This is a genomic window from Candidatus Melainabacteria bacterium (genome assembly GCA_003963305.1).
Taxonomy (GTDB): domain Bacteria; phylum Cyanobacteriota; class Vampirovibrionia; order Obscuribacterales; family Obscuribacteraceae; genus PALSA-1081.
In genome coordinates this window covers 1-26,577 of the sequence record RXJR01000021.1, presented here as the reverse complement: position 1 = coordinate 26,577, position 26,577 = coordinate 1, and the positions used below count along the sequence as shown (strand labels likewise).

Sequence of the window (26,577 nt, the reverse complement as noted above, 5' to 3'; positions counted from 1 at the left end):
TTTGAATTATGGATTTGTTTTTCCGCGGTTTGTTGATAGGAGTATCCATAGCGGCTCCGGTCGGGCCTATTGGCGTTATTTGCATTCGGAAGTCGCTGTTGGATGGGTGGAAAGTTGGTTTGTCTGCTGGAATGGGAGCAGCTTTGGCTGACGGCTTGTATGCAGTTGCTGCCATAGTCGGACTGGCTGCCCTGACAAAATTGTTCGCAGCGCTGACCTTGCCTTTGCATATTGGTGGCGGTCTGCTGCTGCTTTATATTTCTTTCAAGGTCTTTCGAAGCTCGACTGAGCAGACCGACCTTCGTCCTGATGTCGAGAGAGGCACTGACTCTGGCACCGGCACCGGAACTGGAACTGGAACTGGAACTGGAACTGGCACCGGCACTGATACTGATACTGGCACTGATACTGATACTGATACTGGCACAATGGGCACCGAATATGCCACTGCCAGCGCTCGCAAGGCTCTTCTTGAGACATTTGCTTTGACTATTACTAATCCTATGACGATTTTGAGTTTTTCAGCCATACTCTCCGCTTTTGGAGTTGAAAGACTGTCTCTCCAGGCACTGTATGTGGTGCTAGGAGTCTTTGCTGGTTCTGCATTGTGGTGGCTTACGTTAAGCGCAAGCGTCTCCAGATTTAGTCATCTGCTCAACCGAAAGGGAATGGCAGTCATAAATTTCTCTTCCGCAGCGATTATTGCCGGATTCGGTCTCTGGTCGATTCTGTCTTTGCGACTTTAATCAGTTTTTTGGCGTTTCTTTGCTTCGAAGTGAACGGATTTGTCGCCGAATTCCGGAATCGACGCTATGCCGCTGATTACCTCGTCTTTGATTGTGCCATTGAAGACTGCTATTACGGTATCTCTTCTCTTCCATTTAGCCAGTCTGGATCTGGAAAAATCAACATTGAGTTGAACAGTCTGGTTTACTAGATCGACTGAGCCAGTCAAGGGAAATTTGCCCAGAAGCCCGCTGTATATGCCTTTTATCTGGCTTCCATTTTGCTCTATTATTTCCATTTTGGGATGCCTGTGATACTCAAGCACGTGTCCTTTCCAGGTGCCTGTAAGATCCGGCGCTTTCTCATCCGAAATTTCCACGGCGCCTTTTAGCGGCGTGATATCGTCCGGAACGGGAGACGAAGCTGGTGGTGCGCCTTTTGCGAGTTCAGATGGCTGCTCGCGTGTGCTCGCCGTTTGCGCCAGTCCAGCAGTGGAAAAACAACCTGAAGCAATCACCGCCACCAGAGTCGAAATGATTGGAAGAGATTTTGCTGCCCGGGCTAACTGCGCATAGTACGGCACCTGGTGAAACTGAACTGTGAAAGGGTTATTGCTTTCAAATCTGCCCAGTATGCCAAATTTTGGCGCAACTGTTTCGGGCTGATAGGTGCTGAAAATTTGATCCCAGATCATCAGAATGCCACCAAAATTTTTGTCGATATAGATTTGATTGCGAGCATGATGGACACGATGAGCAGATGGTGTGTTGATAATACCTTCGAGCACGCCCAGTTGACCTATTAATTTTGTGTGCAGGAAAAACTGATAGAACAAATTGATTATGAAAAATAGAAATACCTGCTCGGCTCTGAATCCCATTAGCACAAGAGGGGTGAAGATAATCGGCGCTAACAGTCTGCCTAGCCAATGTAATCTAAAGCTTGTGGACAGGTTGAAATTTTTACTCGAGTGATGCACCTCGTGGAAGAACCATAGTGGTTTCAGTGTGTGGCTCATTCGGTGTTCCCAGTAGTACGCAAAATCTGTGAGAATCAGGGCGCCGACAGTTGAAACAGTATTGTCTGGAATCTCATACGGGCGCATGGCTTCGACTAATCTCAGTGTTCCGTAAATGTAGCCGAGAAACAGTGGTTGGCTGATTCGCGAGACGAGCAGAATAGATAGATTGCAGAGCGTATCCTTGCGATTATAGAGATTTAGACCCCGCTTGATCGAAATCGCCATCTCAATGGCGACGCAGGTCAGGGTGACAATTAAGAGCGGCACTGCGAGCGCCTTTGATTCTTCAAACATTGATGTTACATCTCATGGAAATGTGTACAGGACGGATGACTATGGTGTTTGGGTTACGACAGGCTTCTGTCCTTTTTGCCAATCAACCGAGTAGTCACCTTTGTTCTGGGTATCGATAGTGGTTTGACCACCCTGTCCTTTTGTGTAGTTTGTCGAGCCTGTGTAGCCGTAATCTTTGCCAGAGGCGGTCTGAATTTGTTCTGAACTGCTTCGAGTGCCCTGTCCGGTTTGTGCGTTGTAGACATTTTTCGACCAGCCCGAGCCGCTGGCGCCGTTGGCGGTTTGACCTTGCCACTGAGTGCCGCGAAATCCACCTACGCCTTTCTTGTATCCGAACGCTGCTCCGCCCTCGGCTGATCCGCCATTTGGACCGTGCCATTGACCGCCGCGGAAGCCTGCCCCGGCGTTATAACCCATCGCACGAGCGCCTGCTCTGCTGCCGTATTGGCCCTGGCTGGCAAAGGCTCCAGCAGCACCATTTGCACCCCGCGCGAACACACGTCTGGCTTGAGCGGGCTGAGCCCCGAGCAGGCCGTTGTACAAAAATCCGAGTGCAAGTGCCCAGGTCAAATATTGTTTTGCATCCATCTCGTTTCTCCAGGAGTTGTTGGTCGTACAAACTCCAATACACGAGAGATTTGAAAAAGTTTCGCCGCCGCGAAAATGTTTGACTATTCCTCAGTATTAAGGGCTGCAAGCCTTTCTGAGACTTTCGCGGCTTCATCTTCTCGCTCAGTCGCCTTCAAAAGGCGTTCATAAATTTCGAGCGGATAGATTAGCTCATCCTCATCACCATTTTGCTCAAGCACTTCTAAAGCCTGCTTCAATATTGGTTCCGCTTTCGCATATTCTTTCTGCCCTATGTAGATCGAGGACAGAAGCGCTTGATTGCGAGCGAGGTCAGCATCATCCGGCTTCAGTAACTTGTATTTGATCTGCAGTGACTTGTAGCAAAACATTTCTGCCTCTGCATAATGTTCGCGATTCTCATGTACAAGCGCATAACGCACGAACTGTTCTGCGACTTCCAGATCTTCGTTGCCCAGCGCTTTCTCGCGCAACATGAAGGCGCGTTGAAAAAGAGGATCAGCCTTTCTCCAGAGCTTCTGCCCTTCGTAAAAATTCGCCAGCGTTTCAAGCATGTGCGCGAGTTCCAGTGGCGAATTAGCATATGCTTTTTCCGCAATAGAAAGTGCCTTCTTGTAGAGCAAGTCTGCATCAGCCGTTTTGTTTTGTGCTTCGCGCACCATTGCCAGTCCGAAATATGAGCTGGCAATGTGATGATCGTCGGGCGACAGATGCTTCTCTGAGAGTTTCAAGAACTGTTTGAGGTTTACTTCTGCCTCGTCATACTTATCGAGGATCAGCTGAGTCGTGGCCAGGTTGTTGAGCACCTGACAGGCAGCGGCACTTTCGGGCGGACATATTTTTAGCGCCTCTTTGAGCAACTCTTCCGCCTTTTCGAAATCTTCTCTTTTCTTGCATTCAATTGATGCTTCAATCAATCGTGTCACTTCGTCTGGAATCGCAGGAGCCGAGTCCGGCACATCGTTCATTCCTCCCATGAAGTTAGACATCCAGGAACCCGCATCGGCGAGAGAATCTTTCACGTCATCAAAGCTCGGGGTGGCGCCTGACTTTACTTGCTTGATCAGCATTTGCGCCATTGTCTTAGCCATTGGTCTGAGTGCCTCATCATTCTTCGGAAGCATTTTCAAACCTTGCGCGAGCATCGGCGGAACGTTTCCAGCTTTGGCAAAGGCATCAGGATCTCTCATCGCTTCTTTTAGCGACATCATCACGATTTCAACAACTTCTGCCTCACTTGAGTGGCGAATTATTTCCTTCAGCTGTTCTGGAATTTCCATACCGCCGCCAAACATCGAGATTCCTCCAGGTAGTTGCAATCGACAAGCCAATATACCATTATCGCTTATGGATAATAATTCTTTCCCTTTGGGACATTACGTGGAAACATCTTGTAATTGCTGAGATACTGAAGAAGTTGATGAGAGGATGATGTCAGTGCGTTTTATTGAAGTTGCAATATCGCTGTCGCTTCTGGTTGCTGGTTTACAGCCGGCGTTCGCGCACCATGACCTGGGTGATGAGCAGCATTCAGCTCGCACAAAGACTGTCAAGAAAAGTGCGCACCATCATGATGATGATCCCTGGCACCTATTCGACTTTGCAATGTCTCCGGCCTATGCGCTCACGACCAACGTGCGCATTTTTACTCAAGGACAATATCGCATAATCGATTCAAACGGAATTCCCAATCATCCGACCGGACAGTTTCCAAACGCCGAAAATCCAAACACAATTTCGGAACAAAGTTACGAGTGGAGAATGGCTAAGGAACCGACTTTTGCCAGTGCAGTGACGGCGCTGTTTCTCGAGCCGTTTGGTGTTGCCGTTAACGGTGTTCCGTTTGATCCCGGTGCTAACGAATTTTGGAATCGCGATCGAAACTCGGGTTGGCAGTATGAGCCCATGTTTAAACACAGTCTCGGATTAGATCAGAGCAATGCACATGTTCAGCCTAATGGTGCATACCATTATCATGGATTGCCGACCGGACTGTTGGAAAAATTAGCCAAGGCACCGCATCCGGTGCTAATTGGTTATGCTGCCGATGGTTTTCCAATCTATGCGCCGTATGGTTATAGAGACGCCAAAAATACCAGGTCTGGAATGACCAGACTGCGTTCTAGTTACAGGGTCAAAGGTGGCACGCGTCCATCTGGTCCTGGTGGTAAATATGATGGCAGTTTCGTTCAAGATTATGAATACGTCGCTAATCTTGGTGACCTCGATCAGTGCAATGGTCGCTTTGGCGCCACAAATGAATATCCTCAGGGCATTTATCATTACATCGTTACAGATACATTTCCCTTCATTCCACGCCAGTGGAAAGGAAAGCCTGACCCGAGTTTTCTGCGGCACGGCCACACCGGGAGTGGTGGCGGACGTGAGGGTGGTTTCCCTCCCGGTGGCGGACCGGGTGGTGGACGTGAGGGTGGTTTCCCTCCCGGTGGCGGACCGGGTGGTGGACGTGAGGGTGGTTTCCCTCCCGGCGGTGGACCAGGTGGCGGCTTTCCGCCCGGTGGGCCCAATGGTGACCCTGGCGGCCGACCGCCCTGGCGCGGTGGTCCGATGGGTGGTCCAAATGGAGGTCCTCCTCGCGGTGGTCCGCCGAATGGTGACCCGAGTAGTGGAAACAGGCGAGGTCCGATGGGCAATCCAATAAACGGAGATCCGAACAATGGACCACCACGTGGTCCCATGGGCAATCCAATGAACGGAGATCCGAACAATGGTCCACCACGTGGTCCTATGGGCGATCCAATGAACGGAGACCCGAGCAATGGACCACCTCGTGGTCCGGTCAACGATTCTGATGCAAGTAACTCGAACAGTGGTCAGCTGCGAGGTTCTTCTGGCGATGCGAACAGCGGCCAACACACTCTCACTACGTCAGCGGCATCCAGGTGATGGCAAAACACAGTCGACTAAAAGTGACCAGGTTCATCCTCGGAGCCGCATTGCTAATGCTTCTCATGATGGTCTATCCCCGCATGCCCATTCAGGTTCGTCTTTTCATGTTGCCAGCCAGCTTGCTTGCGTTGTGGTGGTGTTTCAAAAATCTTCTCAACAAGAAGAAGTGAAGTTATCGTTGAATTACCAGAGAGGAGCGTGGCATGAAAGCAGAGTGGAACAGATTTGAGAATTGGCTCAGCAAGCACGCTCCAAATGTGCTTGAAGGTCTCTTTCCGGGTGCGACATCAGACGAAATTAACGAAGTTGAGAAAAAACTGGGTGTCAAGTTCCCGCAGTCTATGCGTGATTTTTACTCTATTCATAACGGTCAGGATGATGAAAGCCCTTCGTTTATGCGTGGCACGACATTCCTGAAGTTGGATCAGATCTATTCGGAGTGGTCTGTTTGGAAAGATCTTTTAGACAAAGATATGTTTTGCGATTTCGAATCGGAGCCTGATCCAGGAATTCGCAACGACTGGTGGAATCCTAAATGGATTCCTTTATCGTATGATGGCAGTGGTAATCATTTTTGCCTCGACTGCGACCCGGCTGAAGGCGGTTCCAATGGTCAAATCATCACCATGTGGCACGATTCGCCGGAGCGGAATATACAGGCAAAAAGTTTTGAAGAGTGGATTCGAGATTTTGCTGATGGTCTCGAGTCAGGAGAATTTGTTTACTCGGAAGATTACTTCGCCATTGTGCCAATTGAGGATATCTAGAGTTTGAGCGCTGAGACCTTTTCTGGTTGGGCCGGTTTGCGTCGAGCCGTGACACTCGTCGTCAGCGCTTGTGTTGTTTTTGCGTTTGATGCTGCTTCTGATCATGGACTGGCGTTGGCTGCTGATAGTTCCGACGAACTTAGCACCGCTGATAAAGACGATCGCGTTTACAACATCGTCAAACAAGCTCAACCGCTTATTTCAGAAAAGAAATTTGTCGAGGCGCGAAAGCTTCTTAAAGAAGGCGCGTTGCTCGACCCGACCACTAATTCAGGAAATCTGCATGCCTCGCTTGCTTTTGTCGCTCATCAGTTGGGTGATCCAGCCGGAGCCATTGCAGAAAGTCAGTTGGCTATGAAATTTGATCCTCGTTTTGTCGATGAACTGACATGGAATGTAGCCATGGCTTACAAAGATCTGGGCGAGTATGGAATGGCTCGAGAGTGGCTTCAGAAGTATCTCGATACGAATCCAGCTGATCCGAAACGGAAGCGAGATGCCGAGGAGTTTTCTAGAAAACTTGGTGAACAAGAGAACTCTAACAGCTCTCAGAGTATTCATGGACCAGACTATCTCGATGCGCTTGTGCGTCAACATGGTGTAGGAAGATGGGCTCGCAGCAGTTTTCCGCTCAAGATTTTTGTAGAGAAGGCAGAGAAGATTCCGGGTGTGCCTGCTGATGACGTGCAAATGTTGATGGATTGTTTTGATGCCTGGAACAAAGCCAGTGGCGGGTTATTGCCAGTGCAGCAGGTGCCGAAGGCGAAGCAAGCCGATATCACGATTCAGTGGACTGATGTTCCATCGAAGGTCTCCGCTCACGACGGTGTGCATTTAGAGCAGGGTATTACGAGGGTTATGGCGTATCAATCGCCTGGATCTGCGATTAACACAATTCGAAGTGCCACCATAGTCTTGCTTACTGTAAATCGAGACACTGGCAAACCGTTGGCTGAAGACGAGATGAAAGCAGTTTGTTTGCACGAGATTGGTCATGCATTCGGTCTTGGTGGGCACTCAGCTAATTCTTCCGACACGATGTATTTTTCTTCGTCCGCGCGTCAATTGCCGGCGCTGTCGCATCGAGATAAAACAACGATATCGCGCTTGTATTCGGTTGGTTCGACTAGTCCGGTTTCGCAAAACTCATTTGGGGCGAGTAACACGAGCGCGCCGCTGCCACCATTTTCGATACCACAAAATCAAAGTGGACCCGGTTCGCAGATCGGGTTCCCGCAGCGAAACCCTTATCAGCAGCGAAACATGCAAGGAACTGGTATATACCAGCAGGGCACGATTCCGCAGGGATCGTATCCGCAAGGCTCGTATCCGCAGGGATCGTATCCGCAAGGCTCGTATCCGCAAGGAGCGTATCCTCAGGGCTCGTATCCGCAAGGCTCGTATCCATCGGGATCGTATCCACCGGGCTCATACCCACCAGCTTCTTACCCTCAAGGCTCGTACCCGCCTGCCTCGTATCCGCAGGGAGCGTATCCGCAAGGCTCGTACCCGCCTGCCTCGTATCCGCAGGGAGCGTATCCGCAAGGCTCGTATCCGCCGGGCTCGTATCCACAGGGAGCGTATCCGCAAGGCTCGTATCCACAAGGCTCGTATCCACAGGGCGCGTATCCCCCGGGATCGTATGCGCCGGGATCGTATCCACAGGGACCATACCCGCAAAGCTCGTATCCGCAAGGTCCGCAACCACAGCAAGGTCAGCAAAGTAACAAGCAGTCCGTGCCTTTCCCGCAAGCCTCTAACTAACGACTTCTTCTAGCGGCTGGTTAGCTTGCTTTCCGTGCGGTGAAAAAATGCGCGATATTTGCCACCAGGCTGTCTGCCGCCTTCACCCTGGATAGCGTTCTTTTGGCTCTGCGAGCCACTCGATAGTTTTCATCTTTTGCCAGTGTCTGGTAGACGTGTTCAGGAAAGTTTGGATTCATTGCCAGGCAATAACGCACCAGCGGACTTTCGTCTGTCGCCAGCTTCCATACAAATGTGATTGCATTCGGGTGTTGAGCAACCGCTGCTCTCACCTCGGGGCTCTTATCGGCGATCAGTTTTTCCAACGTGTCTAAATCAGTATTAGGATTTTCTGCTACTTCCATCAACACTCCAGTCGACTTTGCTTTGCTCATGACATTCAATATGTCGCTCGGTGCGTCGTGGTTACTTGCAACCAGACTGAGGATTTGCTCAAGTTCTACTTCAGCGATTCGAGCTTCATCCATATTTTCTGCCAGAACTTCAATCTTCACCTTCATTGTTGCTTCCGCCTCGATTGCCTTTGCTTTCAACTGGCAAGATATTAGCTGTCAGTTGAGCCGGTTACATCCAGCAGCCGCGGTATCCCTCTGAAATTTTCTCAGAGGGATGTTCGAATTTGTATATGAGACACAATGATTCAGCCCAGACTTGGTTAACTGGACGTTTTGCCATCAGGCTTTTGGAATATAACTACGCTGACAACCGATATCAAAGTAAACGCAATCAGCACACCGAATGCGGCGCTGAAATTATTCGTGGCGGTGGCGATGACACCGGTGAACCAAGGCGCCAGAACTCCTGCTACTGCGAAAAAGCAGTCCATGATACCAAGGCTGGTGCCGACGCGGTCTTTGGCGAGATCGCAATTGAGCGCGTAAAATGCGGCGTTGGGCATCAATCCCAGACCCAGACCGAGTGAAATCATCGTAATCGCCAGTTCGAGCGATGGGCTGAACATTAGCGGAACAAAGCAAAGAGCCGACGCCAACTGGCACATCCAGATCATGTGTGTTCTCGATGCTCTATAACTGCCGGTTTTCTTGAGCAGATAGTCAGAAAGCCAGCCTGCAGATGGCAATAATATTCCAGCAGTCAACCAGGGAGCAATTGAGTAGATGCCAGCTTCTTTGACATGTAAGTGGTACGTCTGTTCGAGATAGCCGGGAAGCCACGTCAGAGCGAAGAATAATAAGTAGCCAAAAGAGAAGAAGGCGACATTGTTAGACATCAACGATGGATTCGATAGCATGAAGCGCCAGGTTGTCGCGCCCCCGCTCAACTCAGCATGTCTGATCGCGGCGGATGATTGTTTCCGGTCGCCGACTTTTCCCTCGCGAATATAGTTCAGTTCGCTGTCAGAGACCAGCTTGCACTCCTCAGGATAGTCGCGAAAGACTACGTACCAGACAGCCGCCCAGGCAAAACCAAGGCAGCCAAGAATACCGAACATGACTTTCCAGCCCAATGATGCCACCATGTTCGAAAGCAATGGCGCGCCTATGACCATCGATATCGGCACAGCCGACAGCCCGATTGCTGTAGCCCGTCCGCGCTCAGACAGTGGCAGCCAGTCTGCCACAACCCGAGTCAGGGCGGGGAAATGTGGACCCTCTGCCACACCCAGCATCATGCGGAAGAGATAAAAGAGCCAGAAATTGCTCGCTAATCCCATTAAAGCAGTACAGCCGGACCAGAGAATGGCTGCGGCAGGCCAGACTTTGCGCGCTCCCCATTTGTCAACGACGATGCCACCGCCGACCGTCATGATCATGTATCCGATGCCGAAGGAGCTCGCAATGGCGCCGAAATCCTGGTCTGTAAATCCAAATTCTTTTTTTATTGGAGTGATAGCCCAGGAAAGTGCCGAGCGATCCAGATAACAAATCAATGTGATGGCAAATCCCAGCGCGATCATTATCCAACGATAGTTGCCGTCTGTTCGCAGATCACTTTTGGGCGGGGAAACTGTCTCGGTGTTGATTTGAACCATGGGATAGCCTTGGGTCTCTCGGGTGCTCCCTGCGCAGAGCTGCTCAGGGAGTTGGGATGGTGAATCGGGGCGTCAAACCGAACGCCGATACGGCGCTGTTACACAGGTCGGACGCCCAAATAGTAGCCGATTTCAGGTTAAAAGTGTTTGTTTCTTGAAACCTTAGCAGCGTCTCCTCCTAATTAGAAAGCGCGATCCAGTAAGATATCCTTGGATACGGTGTGGGCAGCTTGCCCGGCTTGATTCGACTCACTTCAGACATTTGGAAAGGACAATGAAACGCTTTTTTCTTAGCACGCTTTTAAGTATGTGTGTCATCTCGATAACGCAGGCTCCGGCGCACTCTGAATGGTATGCAAGCGAGCATTCGACTCTGGAAAAAGCGAAACGTGCTTATCAGTCGGGGCGCTTCGATGAAGCTCGTATGATGTTTACCGACCTGATCAATGCAAATTCGCGTTCGGCTGAAACTTATTACTGGCGCGGTGTTACTTACAACAGTCTCGGGCAGCCAGACAAGGCGCTGGCCGACTTCAATCAGACCATTGCGCTCGACTCTAATAATCCCAAATACTACCTTGGACGCGGATTGTTGTATTCCAACAAGAATCAGTACGACGAAGCTATAGCAGATTTCGATTCAGCTCTGCGGCTTGATCCTGACAACGATATGGCATCGACGAACAAGAAATTCTGTGTTCAAGCAATCGCTGATAAGAAGAAGGCAGAAGAGGCAAAAATCGCCAAAGCCAAGGCAGACGCAGAAAAGCTTGCCGCTGAAAAATTGGCTGCAGAGCAGCTGGCTCTGAATCCACCTGTGCCGGTGAAGAAACCGAAGGTTCATACGGCTCCCGTCAAACCTACAGTGATTGCTACTACGGTCGTTTCGACCGCTCCGACTGCAACGACTGTTGCCGAGGGTGGGCTGACTGCCGCACAGATGCGTCTTCTCGAGAAAAAGCAAGCCGAACTTGCTGCTCGTGAAGCTGCTATTGAAGCCAAGCTCGAAAAGGAGCGTCAGGAGCGTGAAAAGCTAGCTGCAGCCAAACTGGAGCAGCAGCGCCTGCTCAAGGAAAGCAAAAAGAATTCGTCGGTGGCGAAGACGAAGAAAGATTCTGCCGACGAGCAGGTTGCCGAAGAGCCTGCCGCTCCTCCGGCTAATCGCCCGATCCGTGATAAATGGGCTTTGATTGTAGGTATCAGTAAATTCAAAGACTCTACTTTGAATTTGCGTTACCCTTCCAAAGATGCCAAAGATTTCTATGACTTCCTTGTCACCAGTGCTGGTTTCAAGAGAGACCATATCAAGTTGCTTGTTGATGAAGAAGCGACACGCGCTCACATCTTGTCGGAACTTGGTGACAAGTGGCTGCCCCGTGTAGCCAACCCAGACGATCTGGTCGTTATCTACATCTCCAGCCATGGCAGCGCTTCTGATCTGGACGTAGGTGGTGTCAACTACTTACTCGCTCATGACACGGAAGTTGATAATCTCTATGCATCGGGACTGCCAATGCAAGATTTGACTCGAATCATTAAAGGACGCGTGCATTCGGACCGCATCGTGCTTGTACTCGACGCTTGCCATAGTGGCGCCACCACTGTTTCCGACAGCAAAGGACTGTCTCGTCGTTCCAACGTGAATGCCGATGATATCGCCCAGGGCACCGGTCAATTGGTCATCTCTTCCAGTATGCCTAACCAGGTATCATGGGAATCTAAGCGTGACCAGAACAGTGTCTTCACGAAGTATCTGATGGAAGGATTGAAAGCTAAATCTAATCTTGGAGAAGCTTTCGACTACATGAAGAACAAGGTGCAAGAAGAGGTCTTGCGTGAGCGTGGTGTCCTGCAGACGCCTGTCTTGAAGAGCAAGTGGCAGGGCGCAGAACTGGTTATAGGTGCACCGGCTGTAAACCCATCGCCGGGGCTTGAAACAGAACCTCAAGGTATGAAACCAGGTCAAGCTGCTCACTAAATGGTTCTACTCGTGGGGTAGTGCAACCGGAATGAAAAAAGCCTGGACCTTACACCTGGAGTTGTTTTTTGGGGTCCTGTTTTTTCTGGTCCTGACGAATTGTTGGTGGCTTGCACTTCCTGCAATATGCGATGACTCTCAGCCGAAGCTCTGTACTCAGGGCGATTCTGTTTACTGCCACCAAGAGAAGGTGGGGGAGATCGGTCGGGTCATTCTGGAGCCTCCACAGATACTGGAGAGTACACTTACTTTTGACCTGAACCTGGACAATACAACGGCGACCAAACCTGCTCACTTCAACTATTTTGTTGATGGTTTGCATTACTCATACAAGCGACCAATCGAGATCGTTAGGTTCTCGCAAAAGAATATTGGTACGCCTTTTCATTACTACTGGAAATATCACTGGGTCCTTGGTTTGCCGGGAGGGCGACACGACGCCACTTATGTCTACGCTCTGCCCTACAAGAAAGGGGAGCACTACAAAGTTTCGCAAGGGTATTTCGGCAATTTCAGTCATCAGAAGGGCACTAACTACGAATATGCCATCGACTTTGTTATGCCTGAGGGAACACCGGTCTGTGCCGCACGTGACGGCATAGTGATTGGTTCTTACGGTGACTCTACTGTTGGTGGCAACGACAAGAAGTACGGGTTCTGCGCCAATGTGGTTTCAGTAAAACATGCCGATGGAAGTTATGCACGATATGTTCATCTTCAGCCGCGTGGCAATCTGGCCAGAGTTGGTCAGGTTGTTCATAAGGGAGACCAGATCGGATTGTCGGGTAAGACTGGTTTTGCTGATCGTCCGCATCTGCATTTTTGTGTGACGACGCCGATTGATGGATATAAGGAAAAGTCGCATCCTGTAGTTTTTGCTACTGAAAAGGGCAATCTTGGCAGTTTGACGCAGGGCGAAACCTATTAATACGATTTGAATTTTCGCACTGTATTTGGTGCGTATTCATGAACGCCTTTGTGTACATGTGCCGCAGATTGTTCGATGGCATCAACAGCTTGCTGTCCCTCATCTAGAATCTCTTTGATGCGCCTTTGCGTGTCGGTATGAACGCTTTGGATCTGATCTTCGTAGGGCTTTTTGGCTTCCTCTATTTCCGACGAGCTTGCAGTTCGAAAGGCTCGAAAAGGAAAGACCGGTCCTCTGCCATCGCCTATCATTGCGTTCTCTTCTTCTTTGATGGCATTGCATTTCCGTTCTGCTTCGCTGCTGATTTCGAGCGCTCTCTTTTCGGCTTGTTGCAGGCTCATCTTGGCGTGCTCTATTTTCTGCGCATCGATTGTTTCTGTGCTCCGTTTCAAGTCTTGCTCGAAACGGGAGGGATGTTTTCCGTCGGCATAAGCTTGAGGCGGCATTGCGGCACACAAAATTACGAACGCCACTGCAGGGAACGCCGCTGCAGGGAACGCCACTGCAGGGAATGCGGAACCCTCCATCAATCTGCTCACCCACGAACCTGTCATCTCACGATTCTCCAGGTTTCTTTAGAAGATCTCCCACTAGTTTGTTGAGCACCGCGCGTGCGTCGTTGCTGTATGCGGCGTCCTCTGCTGATTTCGCCTTTTCTGCCGGCTTTTTATCGGCGCTGAATTTCTGATTGACGCTTTGTTTCTCGCTGTAGGCAGGCATTATGTCGCTTGACTGTGAAATCCAATCCACCTGGTCCATGGAAGGCTTGAATTTGGAAAAGGTGGCAAACTGGTCTTCTTTCGGCTGTGGAGCCGGTTCTTGTGAAGGTGCAGGCGCAAGGGCTTTGAACTTGCCGACTTGATTCCATTTGCCGGAGGTGAGACTGCGGATGTAATTCTTCAGGTTGACTGCTTCACCCTCGCGGTGCCAGACGTAGAGCATATTGGCATAATTGTTCAGAAGTGTGATCACGTCGGGGTGCGTGGTGCCCTGGTTGGCTGTGCGAATTTCCAGGGCTCGCTTGTAGAGCGGTTCAGCTAGCTCAGGTTGTTCCAGTGCATGGTAGAGCATAGCCAGGTTGTTGGCGATCACACCGATGTCCTGATGATTGGGTGGCAAAGTCGATTCGTAGAACTGCAGCGTTCGTTCACAAACGGGCTGAGCTTCAGCGAGTTTTCCGTTTTTCCACAGTACTTCCGAGTAGAGTTCTAGGGTGCTGGCAATGCGTGGGTCGAGCTGATCGAAAGTTTCAGTCGCTCTCACCGCACGTTTCAAAAGCTGCTCAGCTTGCAGCGTGTTGTTTTGCTGCATAGCTTCCATGCCTTTAGAAAGTAACTCCATCCAGTGCTCTGGAGGCTCTGGAGGCTCCACTTGTGCTGGTTGAGTGGTTGGACGTCTGGAGCTGAGCCAATTTGAGAGTTCGTTGCTTTCAGCCGTGATTTCGGCATCCGAGATTGCTCTGGTCTCTGGCTCAGCCGGTTCTGGTTGTGGCTGTTCGACCACCGGCTTGGGCGGCGGAGGGGGCGCTGAACGTGCTTTTGCTGGACCAACCGGCTGCAAGTTGTCCAGGTCGGACGAGAAAAGAGAGTCTGGATTCTCAATTTTTATCGTGTTGAAGTGTCCAGACCGGTTCCAGATGCCTGACTTAATGCTGACGGTACTCGCTTTCAGGTCTTCCGCTTCGAAGCCCCGGCCTGCCGCTACGAGCAGGTTTGCATAGTTTTTTATCAGTTCGGCAACTTCGGGGTGCTCCACTCCAAGCACTTTTCGGCGGATGCGCAAGGCTCGTTGATAGAGGGCTTCCGCTTCTGGAAATTTTTCGAGCGTGTGATAGACCCGCGCCAGGTTGTTCGCCAGTACACCGATGTCTGCGTGATCCGGACCGAGTTGATCTTCATGAAGAGAAAAGGTTTTGACGAGAATCGGCAGTGCATCTGCGAACTGGTTGGTACGCCAGTAGACGTTTGCCAGACCTTCAAGCGAGATGATGCGGCGCGGGTCGTATTTGCCCAGATCATTGCAAAGCGCGATTGCCTGGAGCCAGAGTTGACTTGCCTCCTCAAAATTGCCTCGCCGCACGGCTCGTTCGGCGTCAGACCGAATTTCTTCCCAATCGCTGTCCATTAGACGACCATTACATGGGGCCTCACACTGCCCGCAGTCACTCACCACCGCCTCTGTTATTAAATCTACCCTTTAATGAAAGAAAGTAGTTTAAAGCTCGAAATCAGGGAATATAAATATCAGCAACTCAAACGTTGACTATCGTGGAGACTGAAACGTACCCCAGCGGGCTTGAATCCCGAGTCGCCCCTTCCTCTGCGATAGTTTGTCGAGATCCCGAACTGCCTCTGCCCTTTTTACGCGATTAGCCACACATCGATTGTGTGGCTAACGTCGTTATGGACGTTTTAGTCACCGGATATAGTGCTGAGTGTATATGTGTATGCGGTCAAGCCGCTAGCTTGGCTAGTGCAGGTGGAGATTCCGTAACGTATTCTTCGATTTTTTCAACGTTATTTGCAGGTGGATGTGTTAGCATGCCTCTGCCTGTTGGCTTCCCCAGACAGTTGATTTGATGAAAATTTCGATATCTTTATCGCTCACGGCTCTTCTGACTGTTCTCGCTTTCGCACCTGCAAGGGCAGACGAAAATGCGGCAAACGTCGCGCCCGCTACCGCCTCCGCTGGACGGAGCGCTGCAGGAGCCACCACTGAAAAAGTGAAAGGCGATTCACATGGTAGCGGTCGAACTTCAATTGAAGAACCAGAAACTGACGACGACGCACTTAATCAACCGGGCATAAAGACTTCTTCTTTGCTGGGAATGCAAACTATCAATCTGAATTCGCCGGAATATAAGTTTTCGATTCGCAAAAGTTTGCTGCATCCGATTCGCTCTGTCGTCGAGACGGGAGCCAAAACGCAGGCTGAGATGCGGGCTTTGCGTGAAGACATAGGCACTCTGGGCAATTCAGTGCGCACGCTCAATCGCCCCATCTACCAACTGAACAATCCTATCGACAAGCTAAAGAATCCCCTTACCAATCTTGATTCGTCTCTCGGTGGGCTGCACCAGCAAATCAACAATTTGCAGCAGCCTATCTCGTCACTGCAAGAACCGATTGGCAATCTTAAAAACCCGTTAAGCAATTTGCGAACGCCTCTCAACGGCGTCGGCAGCAGCGTCGCCGAACTCTCAAAGCCGATTTACAAGTTGAACGCACCATTGCATGAGTTGACGAAATCGACTGATGGAATTTCGCAACCGCTTCGCGGTGTCAATTCGGAATTGAAAGGGTTGCAGAAACCAATTGGTGATATTGCCGCTCCCTTGAGTCAGTTGTCTGGTCCAATTGCCGCGTTGGAGCCTTCCCTGACGAGCTTGCCACCGTCTGTGAATGAATTGAATCTGCGCATCTCCAGGTTGGAAACGCAAATCGCCTTACTTAATCAATCGCTCGACAGTTTGAGTCGAAATATTCCAACTGCGATTTTCTTGAGCTCCGCGTTAATCGGGTCAGCCATTTGGACAGCAAGGCGCGTTCCTTCTGTGCAGTCTAAGGGCTCGCGCTCCGAGCACTGATCTTTTGCTGATCAAGCACCAACCGCTGCTTATTTCAACAATTCTCACAGCCAAAACTGTGTATCAACTCGTCGTCAGTCGAGCACTTCTAAAACATCGCCTGTGCTGATTTTTCCGGCACTGTGGTGAACGATGTTTTGTCCGAACATTAGCTTGTTGCCTTTGTTTCGAAAAAGGTTCATCGTTTTCAACGGTTCAGGACTCTTTTCAGCCGAGCTTTGATCGATGGTCGTGATCACACAACGCGCACACGGTTTGACGACATCAAAAAGCAGTTCGCCTATCTTTATTGTTTTCCAGCTGTCTTCTGCAAAGGCATCGCAGCCTTTTACGACGATGTTTGGTCTGAAGCGATTCATGGGGAGTGCCGTCGGCAGCCGGTTGTTCAAGTCATTCAGTGATTCTTCCGAAATCAATAAAATCGGGAATCCGTCTGCGAATCCGACTTGATCCGTTTTTCGTTTGGCGTATCTTTGATCTACCTGACGTTTATGAGTGTTCGACATGCGCACCAGTCTGCAATCTTCTCCCAGGTAACGGGAAAACCACTGTGCGGCGGCGTCACCTTGATCGTCGGCTCGACAGGCGTTTGACCAGACCGTGACACGTCTCTGTCCAAACTGATCAGTCACAGGTACTATAATTTTTTCCATTCCGGGCGCGTTCAAGGTAAGCACTTTACCGTCTTCTGAGACTTGAGGCTCAATCAGACACATCTTGGCGATTTCTCGCTGTGTGATGAAATTGTTCGTGGTTGCGTTAACCACAAGCCATTCCCGATCGTGATCTATGCCGCGCAGGGCGATTTGTGCAGTATCAAGGGTGGTGCCACGGCACGATTTGATCGGATAGAAATTGAGTTCACTTACTTCTATTGTCATTGATCTTGAATTACCAGAATTGTTATGGACGTGGAGTCGCTTCTATTGCTGTTGCAATCGCTTCCAATTTATTGCCATGGACGTTTGGACTTGATTGGTTTCACCTCTGATTTCTCTTTGGGGTTAAGGGAAATTATGTGGTCCGGCTGATTTTGAGCATCCTGAGTGATTTGCGGTGGTTGGTGCTTTGGCGGTTGATGCTGCTTTTGTTGCTGTGCGCCTTTGCGAAGCTCTTCGTCGAACTTCCGGTCTTCGTGATTGAAGTCCTGGTCGATCACATCGCGTTCTGTGCTGTAAACCAGATCATCTGCCCTCACTCGCTTTTCACCGATGCGGTACTGATTTGCTTCGGCGAGTTTCTTGACCACTGTCGCAGGCGGATTGCGCAAGACTTCTGCATATTTGCTGCGTTGAGCGTTGCGGTCCTGAATATTGCCGTTCAACCAGCGGATCACGGCGTATCGAATCGTCGGTACAGCCAGGAAGAGAGTGCCGTAGAGCATCAGTCCATGAATCAAGCCGGCAAAGGCATGCAGTACCGGAATCCATAAATGAGTGACGAGGAAAATGGCACCGAAAAAGTTGAGCCCGGCCAAAATGAACACAGGCACGAGCGCCGATGCCGGAACGCTGGTGAACTCCCATTCGAACTCTTTTAAAAAGGGAGGCAGAGGCGCAAATGACATTGATTTTGCTGTTACTTGCAAATTTGGAAATGTGTAAACAATGTTGCCGGACTCGGTCACTTCGGGCTTGCCGTCAAAGCGCACCAGCACAGGCAAAACGCCGTCTTCGTTGGCAGGGTCGGCGCCTGTAAATGGTGCCAGTTGTTCTGCTGTGACAACACCGTTGTGTTGTTTGATCGTCTGCGCAATCAACTGCCACTTGCGTTCTTCCAGATTGAGGTTGGGTGGACCGTCTCCAAACAAGAACGAAAAGCAGTTCATAATGAAGTTGTTGTTCGTCTCAGGCTGGCGAGTCGTTGGTTTGTCGTACAGGTCGTAGTTGCGACCGTAATCGTTGTAGTCGTACGGTACGTAGACTGGATAGGTCGGACCCCAGTAGAAGAAATTGCGAAGCAACATCCAGTCGAAGAAGTCGAAGCCTCCAAAGCCGCCGCCGTAGCCGCTATCACTGTCGCTGTCACTGTCGCTGTCACTGCCACGCTGAGCGAAGAAAATTGCGGCAATGATCAGAACTACGATCACCAGAAAGGAGAGAATCAGACCGACACCAAAGGAAATGCGCAGCAGGAAGAAACCGACTTTGAAGATTTTGTCGCCAATCTCCTTGATCGTTTTCTTCATGCCTTGCGCTAAATATGCGTTTTGAAATCCTGCGTCGAAAGTGTATGCGATATCGCCCGCGGTGCTAACCTGCAAGTGCCCGTTTGTCTCTGCTGCAACTTTGTTCAGCTCTGAAGTTGCCTTGAGCAGAGGCAGACCGGTTTTTGTGGCCACGTCGGCTGCCGTTACGCGCCTGCCGAGGTCATTGATCGCCTTGATTATTTGATCTTTTTCAGTTGTGGACATCTGGTTGGTGGAGCCGGATATGAGCTTACATGCGGAATTATATCCAATATTGGCTGCTCCCTGGAAAAACGGGCACGCCTGTCTTAATGTGCGCTCACAGCCAGCGCCGCGTTATACATAGCCAGTAGCGCACAGATCAGTGATTCTCCTGCGACGGCGCCCGAAGCGACTGGGATGGTGAATAAGTCGGCCGAGCGTTTGTCGATTTTTGACCAGATGAAAGCGAGCAGTGCGCCCACAAAGAAAGAAAACGAGTTGGAGAAGCTCATCACCCAGCTCAGCCCCAGACCCATCGCTGAAGGCATGTAAGGCTTCAGTTTCTTGGGAGCGTAGGCGTCGGCGATGCTGAGCAAAATGCCCAGTACTCCGCCTATCAGAAGTCCGTAACGGGCATGTATGGGCACGTAGCTGATGCCGTGCGAAAGCGCTTCAGCAACGGCTTTCCACATGTTGGCGGAAGGCGCGTTGTATTTTTCCATGGCTTCCACGGTGGGGATCATCATGTACCAGGCTGGAACGATGGCGATAGTTCCGAAGAACAACCCGACGAATTGGGCAATGAACTGCCTGCGAGGGTTGGCGCCTAGAAGATAGCCGCTTTTGAGATCGGTCAACAAATCAGCAGAGCTGGAGGCGATATTGGCAGTGACGCTTCCTGCCATAAGATTGGTTGTGATATTGGAGGGTGCGAGGACTGCATAGGTCAACTGAGTGAGCTTGCCCATCGCTCCGATTGGTGTGACGTCGGTCTCGCCCGTGGCCCGGCAGGCGACGAGGGCCAGAAAGAAGCTCATCACGACAGCCAGTAGCCCAAGCGGAGGTGAGATCGAAAAAGCTACATATTGCAGCGCCACCATACCAATTGCCAGCGGTATAAGACCGATGAGCAACCAGCGCATTGGCACTTCTATTTCAGCCAACTTGTCGTCGATGCTTTCGGTCGTTCCAGCTTTCTTTACAGAAGTCAGGGCTTTCAAAATGGTTTTCCACTGCATGGCGAAAGCGGTCAGCCCTGATGTCACCATGAGGGCTGTTCCCGACCAGAGCGACCACTTGAGCAACTTGGCTGGTTCTGTGATTTCGTGGATGTTGATCATGTAAGGACCAACCCAGAAATATAGGACGCAGGCACCGATAAGCATCGAAATCGATACGCGCAGCCCGACAATCATGCCTGCGCCGATAAGCAGCACGCTCGGTTCGAATCCGAACCCTGGCAGTTCGTTGAGTTTGACATTGTTCATTGTCAGTTTGAATGGAATTAGCTCGGGAATTTTGAGCTTGAACGTTTCAATCCATTTGAACTCGCCTTTGCCGAAAAAGCCCACGATCAAGCCGACAATAAGAGCGTAGACGAGCGAATGTGCTTGTTGAATAGATTCTTTTGCTTCACTGTAGAGACTTTTCAGAGTCTCGGCAGCGGCGATTCCGCTCGGGAAAGGTAGCTGCTCGTGATTGATCATCTGCCGTTTCATCGGCACAGCCAGGAAGACCCCCAGTGCTGCCGTGATTAAGGTCCAGGCAAGAAGGATTTTCCAATCCATGTGCACGCGAGTAATCAGAAGCAAGGCACCAAATGCGGTGCCAACGGTGGCGCCGGTAGAATACCCGGCGGCTGATGCTGTCGACTGCATGCAATTGTTTTCGAGAATGGACATGGGCGTTAGTTTGACGCCCACTTTTCCGAGCACCGCCCGCAGACTGTTCCAAATCACAAACGATAGAACGCAGGCTGTAATGGCAACACCGAAGGCCCAGCCGACCTTGATCGAAGTGTAGAGATTCGATACCGACATGAGCGAACCGAGGATGCCGCCCATCAGCACTGCGCGCACTGTCAGCTGCGGAACTCTATCTCCCTGGTAGACGGTGCGATACCACTCTTCATCCGTTAGTTTTTCGTGCAATATGGCGTTTGGATCGGATTCTTTGATGGCGCTAGCCGCAGTCGAAACACCAACGCCTTCGCCTGCAACAATGGACTTCTCAGCGTCTAAGGGAGTCTGCATCGACTCCTTTTCGTTCTCGTTCAAATCTGCCTCCAGCCATGACAACCGCATCAATGTGAGAGCTCATTGTATGCTCTGTCGGCTCAAAGCACATTACGTATTAGCCGGCTGCAAAAGCTGGAGCAACGGTGGCTTGCAAATCGGTTGTCATAACGACGGACATACCCGGCACTACTGACAGCTTCTTTTGCAGTTCGCGCCTTTGCAATCGTTTTACTTCCTCGAGTACGAAGTCGATTCTTTCTTGCGGTTGCATCGCCGGTACGCGAATCACCTCTACGTTCCGGCTGGTGTAACACCTTTCCAGAATGACACTTATTTCTTTGGTGAAGGAAAGATTTTCGCGGCGAACGTGGTTGACTTCGAAAAATGGAAGCTCTTCCACGAGAAAAGCGACTGTATATTTTGAGGCATCGAGAGTCGAGAATGCTTTTGGAATTTCGAGCTGGTCGTATATGTAATAGGCTTCGCCGTCGAATAATCCCCGGTCTAAGAAAATCGGCTCGTGGGTATCCTGCAATGCTTGCTCGGCCGCTACCTGGCGTCTGAGCACTTCCGCTTGAAAGGCAGCTCTGTCTACCCAGGGCAGGAATTCACCCTCTTTGATGATCGCAGTTGCGAACTCTTGCACTATCGGATATCCGAGCGCGCCGAGCATGCTGACGATCGTCGTCTTTCCTACTGACGGTCCACCAGTGATCACTGCTCTCATGCTTCGGTCATCCGTGCGTGAATGTTATTAGTGAGCCTGCTTCACATCGCCTCGGCACATTGCAACGTTGCAGATGGCTAAGTAGAAGCGTCAGACGGCCGGAGCCGCTGCTTAAAACATTACTTTAGGGAAAGTTTTGTGTTCCGGCAAGCTAAATAAAACCAAGCTTTCTCAGTGGTTCGTAGCCAGGCCGGCAGATTCGATGCGCTTGCGGATTTCAGGCAAGGCTGCCTCGGCGGCCTCTTCTCCGGCCTTGATGGCGCGGATGCCGTCTGCCGGTTTGCTTGACAGCAGGTGGATGCCGGTTACATCAGGTTCAATCAAAATGTCTGCCATTTTTGCCTGGTCTTCATCGATTTTGCTCAAAATCATATTGATCACCTGGTTGCCCACGCTCAAAATCTTTCGGAAATCATGGGGCTTAGCGTCGAACTTTCCGTCGACGTCGACGGCGATAACGAGATCTGCTCCCATTTCTTTGGCCTGCCGCACCGGCAAGTTTGCGGCGATGCCACCATCCACGAACAGCTTGTCGTCGATGGGGACCGGTCGGCGCAGCTCCGGCACCGCGGAACTGGCTTGTATAGCGCGTCCCATGTTACCTGTTTTGATTGAGTAGGCCTTTCCATCGAGCAGGTTTGCTGCTACTGCGCAGAATGGAAGCTTCAACTCTTCGATATCGCGACGAGTGGCAGGCAACGAGTTGTTCATATATTTAGCGAATCGGTTGCCAACGTAAAGTCCATCGTACGGGTGGTAACCAAACAAGTGCGGCACAATAAAAATAGGAATGACAGCCACTCTTACTGGAATCGGTACAGTGTAATAGGAGTGGGCAAAAGATCTTTTCAGCATGCGCTTTTCGATTTCGTCAGGGCTCAACCCGGCGCAGTACATGCCTCCGACGATGGCTCCCATGCTGGTTCCTGCGATCATGTCGATTGGAATACCTTCGCGGACGAAAACTCGCAACGCACCGATGTGCGCGTATCCTCTGGTGCCGCCGCCTCCTAACGCTAGGGCGATTTTTAGCTTGCGTGCAGCTCTCTCTGAGGCTTTTCCCGTCCCCGTTTCTATCCCTTTTTCTGTCTTTTCTTCTGACGCTTTTTCTATTCCTTTCTCGGACGCTTTCTCGGACCCTCTTTCTGTCGCTTGTTCTTCGGCTGTGGTTTGAGTCGCACCATGCAGTTGAGCCGTATCTTCAAGGGCTAGCGAAGGAAGATCGAACGTGAGTAAAAAAGCGAACGTGAGTAAAAATGCGTGCGCCCAGGGTAATTTGATCACGGTGTTTCCTTGGTAAATGTCAGATCCAGCGAGAGTATACGCCACGAAAACTGTCGTAAGCCGTTCGCTCAACTGCCGAACAAATTTTGTATCAGTTAATCACTTTTCATCTGAGCGACAAACGGTTGATTAACTGATGGTGTGAGGATGTAGATAGTGTCGGGAATGCTGAATACTTTGTTTATAGTTGCTCTTACTGCTCCAGTGATATTGCGTGCTATAAATGTAAGCCTGTAACATTGCCGGGTGCGGCGATTACATCAACGTGGGGGACACATACTTTGGGAATCTTTAGTGAGGCGAATTTGTGGGCCGGACTTTCATTCGCTTTGTGGTTCGTAGTTTTCTACTTGTATCATGGACTCGGAATAACGCTTGGTTATCATCGACTGTTAACCCATAAGTCTCTGAAAGTTCCGAAATGGCTCATGTATGTCATCGTTTCGGGTGGTTATTTCGGATTGATGGGGTCGCCAATCGTCTGGGTCGGTGTACATCGTCTGCATCATCAGAAGTCAGACCAGGACGGAGATCCGCATTCACCCAAAGATGGTTTCAAACACGCTCTTTATGAGTGGATGTTTGACATGCGTTCTGTTCAATCTGATGAAGAGATGCGTGCTCAGGTGCCTGAGTTGATGGCCGATCCTCTATTCCGCAAGCTTGGTGATGACCACTCGCCCACTCAAGCACAACTTTGTCTCGGGCTTTGTATCGCCTTCCGCGTCCTGATTTTCTTTGCGCTTGGACCGATTGCGCTGGTGGCGAACATACTTGCCACGTTCACAATTTTTTGGAGCACGCAGCTCGTCAATGCTGTCTGTCATCTTCCCAATGTTGGCTACAGATCACACAATACCCGTGAGCAGAGCCGCAACGTCTGGTGGGTCGGGTTGCTCGCTCTCGGTGAAGGCTGGCACAACAATCATCATGCTGTTCCGAAGTCAGCACGTCACGGCATGGAGTGGTTCGAATTAGATGTCACCTGGTATGCCGTCTGGTTGCTTGAGAAAGTTGGACTGGCAAGCGCTGTTGTGCGACCGCCTAAACATTTGATGGGGCGCCGTGTCGGTGCAAGCGCCAACACTCCTGTTGAGTCTCCGTTCAACTTCGATACTGCTTCTGAGCCGGTTTTTGTCAATCAGGAATAAGCGAGACAAAACTGCAAGCAAGAAGAAGCGGTAATCAAAACTGAAAATGACAGAAGGAGCGCCAACATCAGTCGGTGCTCCTTTTAAGTCTGTCGAGCTTTTGCTCAGGCTTTAGGCTTCCAGACAGGATCGACGTACTGCTTGGAGATTGGTTCACCGAACCAGCGCGTCATTGTCATCTTCTGCTGTGTATAGAACTGAATTCCTTCTTTGCCCTGAATATGCAGGTCTCCATAGAATGAATTGTTCCAGCCTGTGAAGGGGAACCATGCCATAGAGGCGGGAACGCCGACATTTATGCCGATCATGCCTGCGTTGAAGTGGCGTTTGAATTCACGCGCCGAGCGACCGCTATTCGTATAGATGACAGCGCCATTGCCATATGGGCTCTGTTTGCCGAGCAAAATCGCATCTTCGATATTTTCCACCCGCACCACAGACAGTACCGGTCCAAATATTTCGTCTTTGACAATGCTCATCTCAGGCTTGGCGTGGTCGAAAATTGTTGGTCCGAGGAAGTAGCCTTTGGGCGCATCTTGCACCTTGAGCGTTCTGCCGTCCAGTGCTACTTTGGCGCCCTCATCCGCACCTTTGTCGATCATGCCTTTTACTTTCTTCAGGTGATCTGCTGATACCAGTGGTCCCATGTCGGGATTGCCACCATCATCGGTGCGTCCTACTTTCATCTTTGCTGTCGATTCGAGCAAGCGAGGCATCAACTCTTCTGCCGCTTTACCGACTGGCACAGCCAGGCTGCCTGCCATGCAGCGTTCCCCGGCGCAACCGAAGGCAGAGGCTTGCAGGGCTTGTACGGTGTGGTCCATGTCGGCATCAGGCATGATGATGATGTGATTTTTGGCGCCGCCGGCAGCCTGTACACGCTTGCCGTTTTGTGTGCCTTTCTCGTACACATATTTGGCGATATGAGTTGAGCCGACAAAAGAGATGGCTTTGATTAGAGGGTGTTCCAGCAGTGCGTTGACGCAGTCTTTGCCGCCGTGAACGATATTGAAAACGCCTTTAGGCAGTCCCGCTTCCATTAAGCACTCGGCGATCAGCATGCTGCTCATAGGCACTTTTTCGGATGGCTTCAATACAAATGTATTGCCGCAGGTAATGGCGATCGGGTACATCCAGAGCGGCACCATGGCCGGAAAGTTGAATGGAGTGATGCCGGCGCAGACCCCGAGCGGGTGGCGCATCGTCTCACAGTCAACGTTGCGGGCGATGTTTTCCAGGCAGTCGCCTGTCAACAAGCTCGGTATACCGCAAGCGAATTCAACTACTTCGATGCCTCTTTGTACGGAAGCTTTGGCTTCATTAAAGGTCTTGCCGTGCTCGCGAACAACACACCTGGCTATCTCCTCGTAGCGTGATTCGAGCAGGTTTTTAAAGCGGAACATGACGCGGGCGCGCTCAACGACAGGTGTTTCAGACCAGTCGAAATAAGCTTCCTGTGCGGCTCGAACGGCTTTGTCGACGTCCTGGCTTCCCCCCATCGGCACTTTTGCGATCAAATCGCCAGTAGATGGATTATTGATATCACCGAATTCCGTCGCGCCGGAGTCTACCCATTCGCCGCCAACGAGCAGCTTTAGCGTATTCACGGCTTTACTTTCAGCCACAGCCATCGCCTATTCCTCCTGGGAATGTAAAATCGTTCATCAGGATATCGGTTGGATAATTGATTGACAATCTATGTATGTCCTGCCAGTTCCGGCTCAACCGTTGTTTGGGGGACAGGGGCAGGCATACAATGATTGCAAGATGTTTCTTATAAGTTTTTTCATTTGGCGCGGAACTCTGATTACGAAAAAATTTTATCTTCGTCGGGTCGGCTGAAACACACGTTTTTTGCGGCTCCCAAAAAATCCTCCCGGGCGCCAAATTAGATTTGACAAAAAAGCCTCGAAAATGGACTGACTAAAGTCGCAAGAGATGCCATACTAGAGGCGTACAATTCAGACCAAGGTTCTCAATGCTTTGAGATTTTGCGGTCGAAAATAGGTTGAGAATAAGGCACATGAATAACAAATTGTTTGTAGGGAATCTCTCGTTCAAAACGACTCAGCAAGGATTGCAAGATCTCTTCGCTGAATACGGTGAGGTTGTTTCGGTCGCGATTCCGCAAGATCGTGAAACCGGAAGACAGCGCGGTTTCGCGTTCGTTGAGATGGCAAATCAGGCTGACGCCGAAGCTGCTATCAAAGCGCTCAACGGTCGCGACCTCGATGGTCGTCAGATCGCCGTTAACGTTTCCACTCCAAAGCCGAAAGACGGTGGTGGTGGTGGCAGAGGTCGTTGGTAATTTTACCGACACCTGCTCGCTGAACAGTTCTCTATAGAACATGTAAAGCAATTAGAAAGTCCCGGTCGAAAGACCGGGACTTTTGCTTGTGCGCTGGGCATGTTCAACAACTCGGAGGTGAAAGTCTTCTACACAGTTTGATGGC

The 26,577-nt window shown here is 50.6% G+C and carries 22 protein-coding genes; 9 read left to right on the top strand and 13 right to left on the bottom strand.

Annotated elements, in window-relative coordinates; all coding sequences use genetic code 11:
* The first annotated feature begins 8 nt into the window (after positions 1 to 8).
* Positions 9 to 746 (top strand): hypothetical protein, encoded by a 738-nt coding sequence (locus EKK48_20110; GenBank protein RTL38749.1) that lies wholly within the window; start codon positions 9 to 11, stop codon positions 744 to 746.
* Here EKK48_20110 and EKK48_20105 read toward each other — a convergent pair.
* The 3 genes from EKK48_20105 to EKK48_20095 all read right to left on the bottom strand — a co-directional run bounded on the left by EKK48_20105 (position 743) and on the right by EKK48_20095 (position 3,924).
* A complete protein-coding gene (locus EKK48_20105) occupies positions 743 to 2,041 on the bottom strand; it encodes a sterol desaturase family protein (protein RTL38748.1) in 1,299 nt (432 codons plus the stop codon). The genes EKK48_20110 and EKK48_20105 overlap by 4 nt on opposite strands.
* Before the next feature lie 39 nt (positions 2,042 to 2,080).
* Positions 2,081 to 2,629 (bottom strand): hypothetical protein, encoded by a 549-nt coding sequence (locus EKK48_20100; protein ID RTL38747.1) that lies wholly within the window; start codon positions 2,627 to 2,629, stop codon positions 2,081 to 2,083.
* Positions 2,630 to 2,712: 83 nt separating this feature from the next.
* Entirely contained in the window at positions 2,713 to 3,924 is a 1,212-nt protein-coding gene (locus EKK48_20095) for a tetratricopeptide repeat protein (GenBank protein ID RTL38746.1), read from the bottom strand.
* Positions 3,925 to 4,234: 310 nt separating this feature from the next.
* Between EKK48_20095 and EKK48_20090 the strand changes: the two genes are divergently transcribed.
* The 3 genes from EKK48_20090 to EKK48_20080 all read left to right on the top strand — a co-directional run bounded on the left by EKK48_20090 (position 4,235) and on the right by EKK48_20080 (position 8,070).
* Positions 4,235 to 5,536 (top strand): YHYH protein, encoded by a 1,302-nt coding sequence (locus EKK48_20090; protein RTL38890.1) that lies wholly within the window; start codon positions 4,235 to 4,237, stop codon positions 5,534 to 5,536.
* Between the two features lie 206 nt (positions 5,537 to 5,742).
* A complete protein-coding gene (locus tag EKK48_20085; GenBank protein RTL38745.1) occupies positions 5,743 to 6,306 on the top strand; it encodes a molybdenum cofactor biosynthesis protein MoeA in 564 nt (187 codons plus the stop codon).
* Positions 6,307 to 6,309: 3 nt separating this feature from the next.
* The gene (locus tag EKK48_20080; GenBank protein RTL38744.1) at positions 6,310 to 8,070 is read left to right on the top strand and encodes a matrixin family metalloprotease; all 1,761 of its coding nucleotides are present in this window, start codon (positions 6,310 to 6,312) and stop codon (positions 8,068 to 8,070) included.
* A 20-nt stretch (positions 8,071 to 8,090) separates the two neighbouring features.
* On the opposite strand, the gene EKK48_20075 is transcribed toward EKK48_20080, so the two are convergent.
* Positions 8,091 to 8,570, bottom strand: a complete 480-nt coding sequence (locus tag EKK48_20075; GenBank protein RTL38743.1) for a hypothetical protein — start codon at positions 8,568 to 8,570, stop codon at positions 8,091 to 8,093.
* A 155-nt stretch (positions 8,571 to 8,725) separates the two neighbouring features.
* Positions 8,726 to 10,063 (bottom strand): MFS transporter, encoded by a 1,338-nt coding sequence (locus tag EKK48_20070; GenBank protein ID RTL38742.1) that lies wholly within the window; start codon positions 10,061 to 10,063, stop codon positions 8,726 to 8,728.
* Between the two features lie 274 nt (positions 10,064 to 10,337).
* Between EKK48_20070 and EKK48_20065 the strand changes: the two genes are divergently transcribed.
* Both EKK48_20065 and EKK48_20060 read left to right on the top strand, forming a co-directional pair.
* Positions 10,338 to 12,041 (top strand): tetratricopeptide repeat protein, encoded by a 1,704-nt coding sequence (locus EKK48_20065; GenBank protein ID RTL38741.1) that lies wholly within the window; start codon positions 10,338 to 10,340, stop codon positions 12,039 to 12,041.
* Between the two features lie 31 nt (positions 12,042 to 12,072).
* Positions 12,073 to 12,969, top strand: a complete 897-nt coding sequence (locus EKK48_20060) for a M23 family metallopeptidase (GenBank protein RTL38740.1) — start codon at positions 12,073 to 12,075, stop codon at positions 12,967 to 12,969.
* Here the strand turns inward: EKK48_20060 and EKK48_20055 are convergent.
* Positions 12,966 to 13,523 (bottom strand): hypothetical protein, encoded by a 558-nt coding sequence (locus EKK48_20055; GenBank protein RTL38739.1) that lies wholly within the window; start codon positions 13,521 to 13,523, stop codon positions 12,966 to 12,968. The genes EKK48_20060 and EKK48_20055 overlap by 4 nt on opposite strands.
* 1 nt (position 13,524) lies before the next feature.
* Positions 13,525 to 15,093, bottom strand: coding sequence for a tetratricopeptide repeat protein (locus EKK48_20050; protein RTL38738.1), 1,569 nt, complete (start codon positions 15,091 to 15,093; stop codon positions 13,525 to 13,527).
* Positions 15,094 to 15,547: 454 nt separating this feature from the next.
* Here EKK48_20050 and EKK48_20045 point away from each other — a divergent pair, with 454 nt between their 5' ends.
* A complete protein-coding gene (locus tag EKK48_20045) occupies positions 15,548 to 16,555 on the top strand; it encodes a hypothetical protein (GenBank protein ID RTL38737.1) in 1,008 nt (335 codons plus the stop codon).
* Positions 16,556 to 16,629: 74 nt separating this feature from the next.
* Here the strand turns inward: EKK48_20045 and EKK48_20040 are convergent, their stop codons facing one another.
* The 5 genes from EKK48_20040 to EKK48_20020 all read right to left on the bottom strand — a co-directional run bounded on the left by EKK48_20040 (position 16,630) and on the right by EKK48_20020 (position 23,045).
* The gene (locus EKK48_20040; protein ID RTL38736.1) at positions 16,630 to 17,436 is read right to left on the bottom strand and encodes an MOSC domain-containing protein; all 807 of its coding nucleotides are present in this window, start codon (positions 17,434 to 17,436) and stop codon (positions 16,630 to 16,632) included.
* Between the two features lie 68 nt (positions 17,437 to 17,504).
* Positions 17,505 to 18,968 carry a hypothetical protein gene (locus EKK48_20035; protein ID RTL38735.1) on the bottom strand — a complete coding sequence of 488 codons (1,464 nt, stop codon included), beginning with the start codon at positions 18,966 to 18,968 and terminating at the stop codon, positions 17,505 to 17,507.
* Positions 18,969 to 19,051: 83 nt separating this feature from the next.
* The gene (locus tag EKK48_20030) at positions 19,052 to 21,028 is read right to left on the bottom strand and encodes an OPT family oligopeptide transporter (GenBank protein RTL38734.1); all 1,977 of its coding nucleotides are present in this window, start codon (positions 21,026 to 21,028) and stop codon (positions 19,052 to 19,054) included.
* A 49-nt stretch (positions 21,029 to 21,077) separates the two neighbouring features.
* The gene (locus EKK48_20025) at positions 21,078 to 21,689 is read right to left on the bottom strand and encodes a hypothetical protein (GenBank protein ID RTL38733.1); all 612 of its coding nucleotides are present in this window, start codon (positions 21,687 to 21,689) and stop codon (positions 21,078 to 21,080) included.
* Between the two features lie 171 nt (positions 21,690 to 21,860).
* Entirely contained in the window at positions 21,861 to 23,045 is a 1,185-nt protein-coding gene (locus EKK48_20020; protein RTL38732.1) for a hypothetical protein, read from the bottom strand.
* A gap of 137 nt (positions 23,046 to 23,182) precedes the next feature.
* On the opposite strand from EKK48_20020, the gene EKK48_20015 reads away from it, so the two are divergent.
* Complete coding sequence (locus EKK48_20015) at positions 23,183 to 24,124, top strand: acyl-CoA desaturase (protein ID RTL38731.1); 942 nt, start codon at positions 23,183 to 23,185, stop codon at positions 24,122 to 24,124.
* A gap of 104 nt (positions 24,125 to 24,228) precedes the next feature.
* On the opposite strand, the gene EKK48_20010 is transcribed toward EKK48_20015, so the two are convergent.
* On the bottom strand, positions 24,229 to 25,755 hold the full coding sequence (locus EKK48_20010) for a CoA-acylating methylmalonate-semialdehyde dehydrogenase (GenBank protein ID RTL38730.1): 1,527 nt from the start codon (positions 25,753 to 25,755) through the stop codon (positions 24,229 to 24,231).
* 392 nt (positions 25,756 to 26,147) lie between these two features.
* Between EKK48_20010 and EKK48_20005 the strand changes: the two genes are divergently transcribed.
* On the top strand, positions 26,148 to 26,432 hold the full coding sequence (locus tag EKK48_20005; protein ID RTL38729.1) for an RNA-binding protein: 285 nt from the start codon (positions 26,148 to 26,150) through the stop codon (positions 26,430 to 26,432).
* Positions 26,433 to 26,577: the final 145 nt, after the last annotated feature.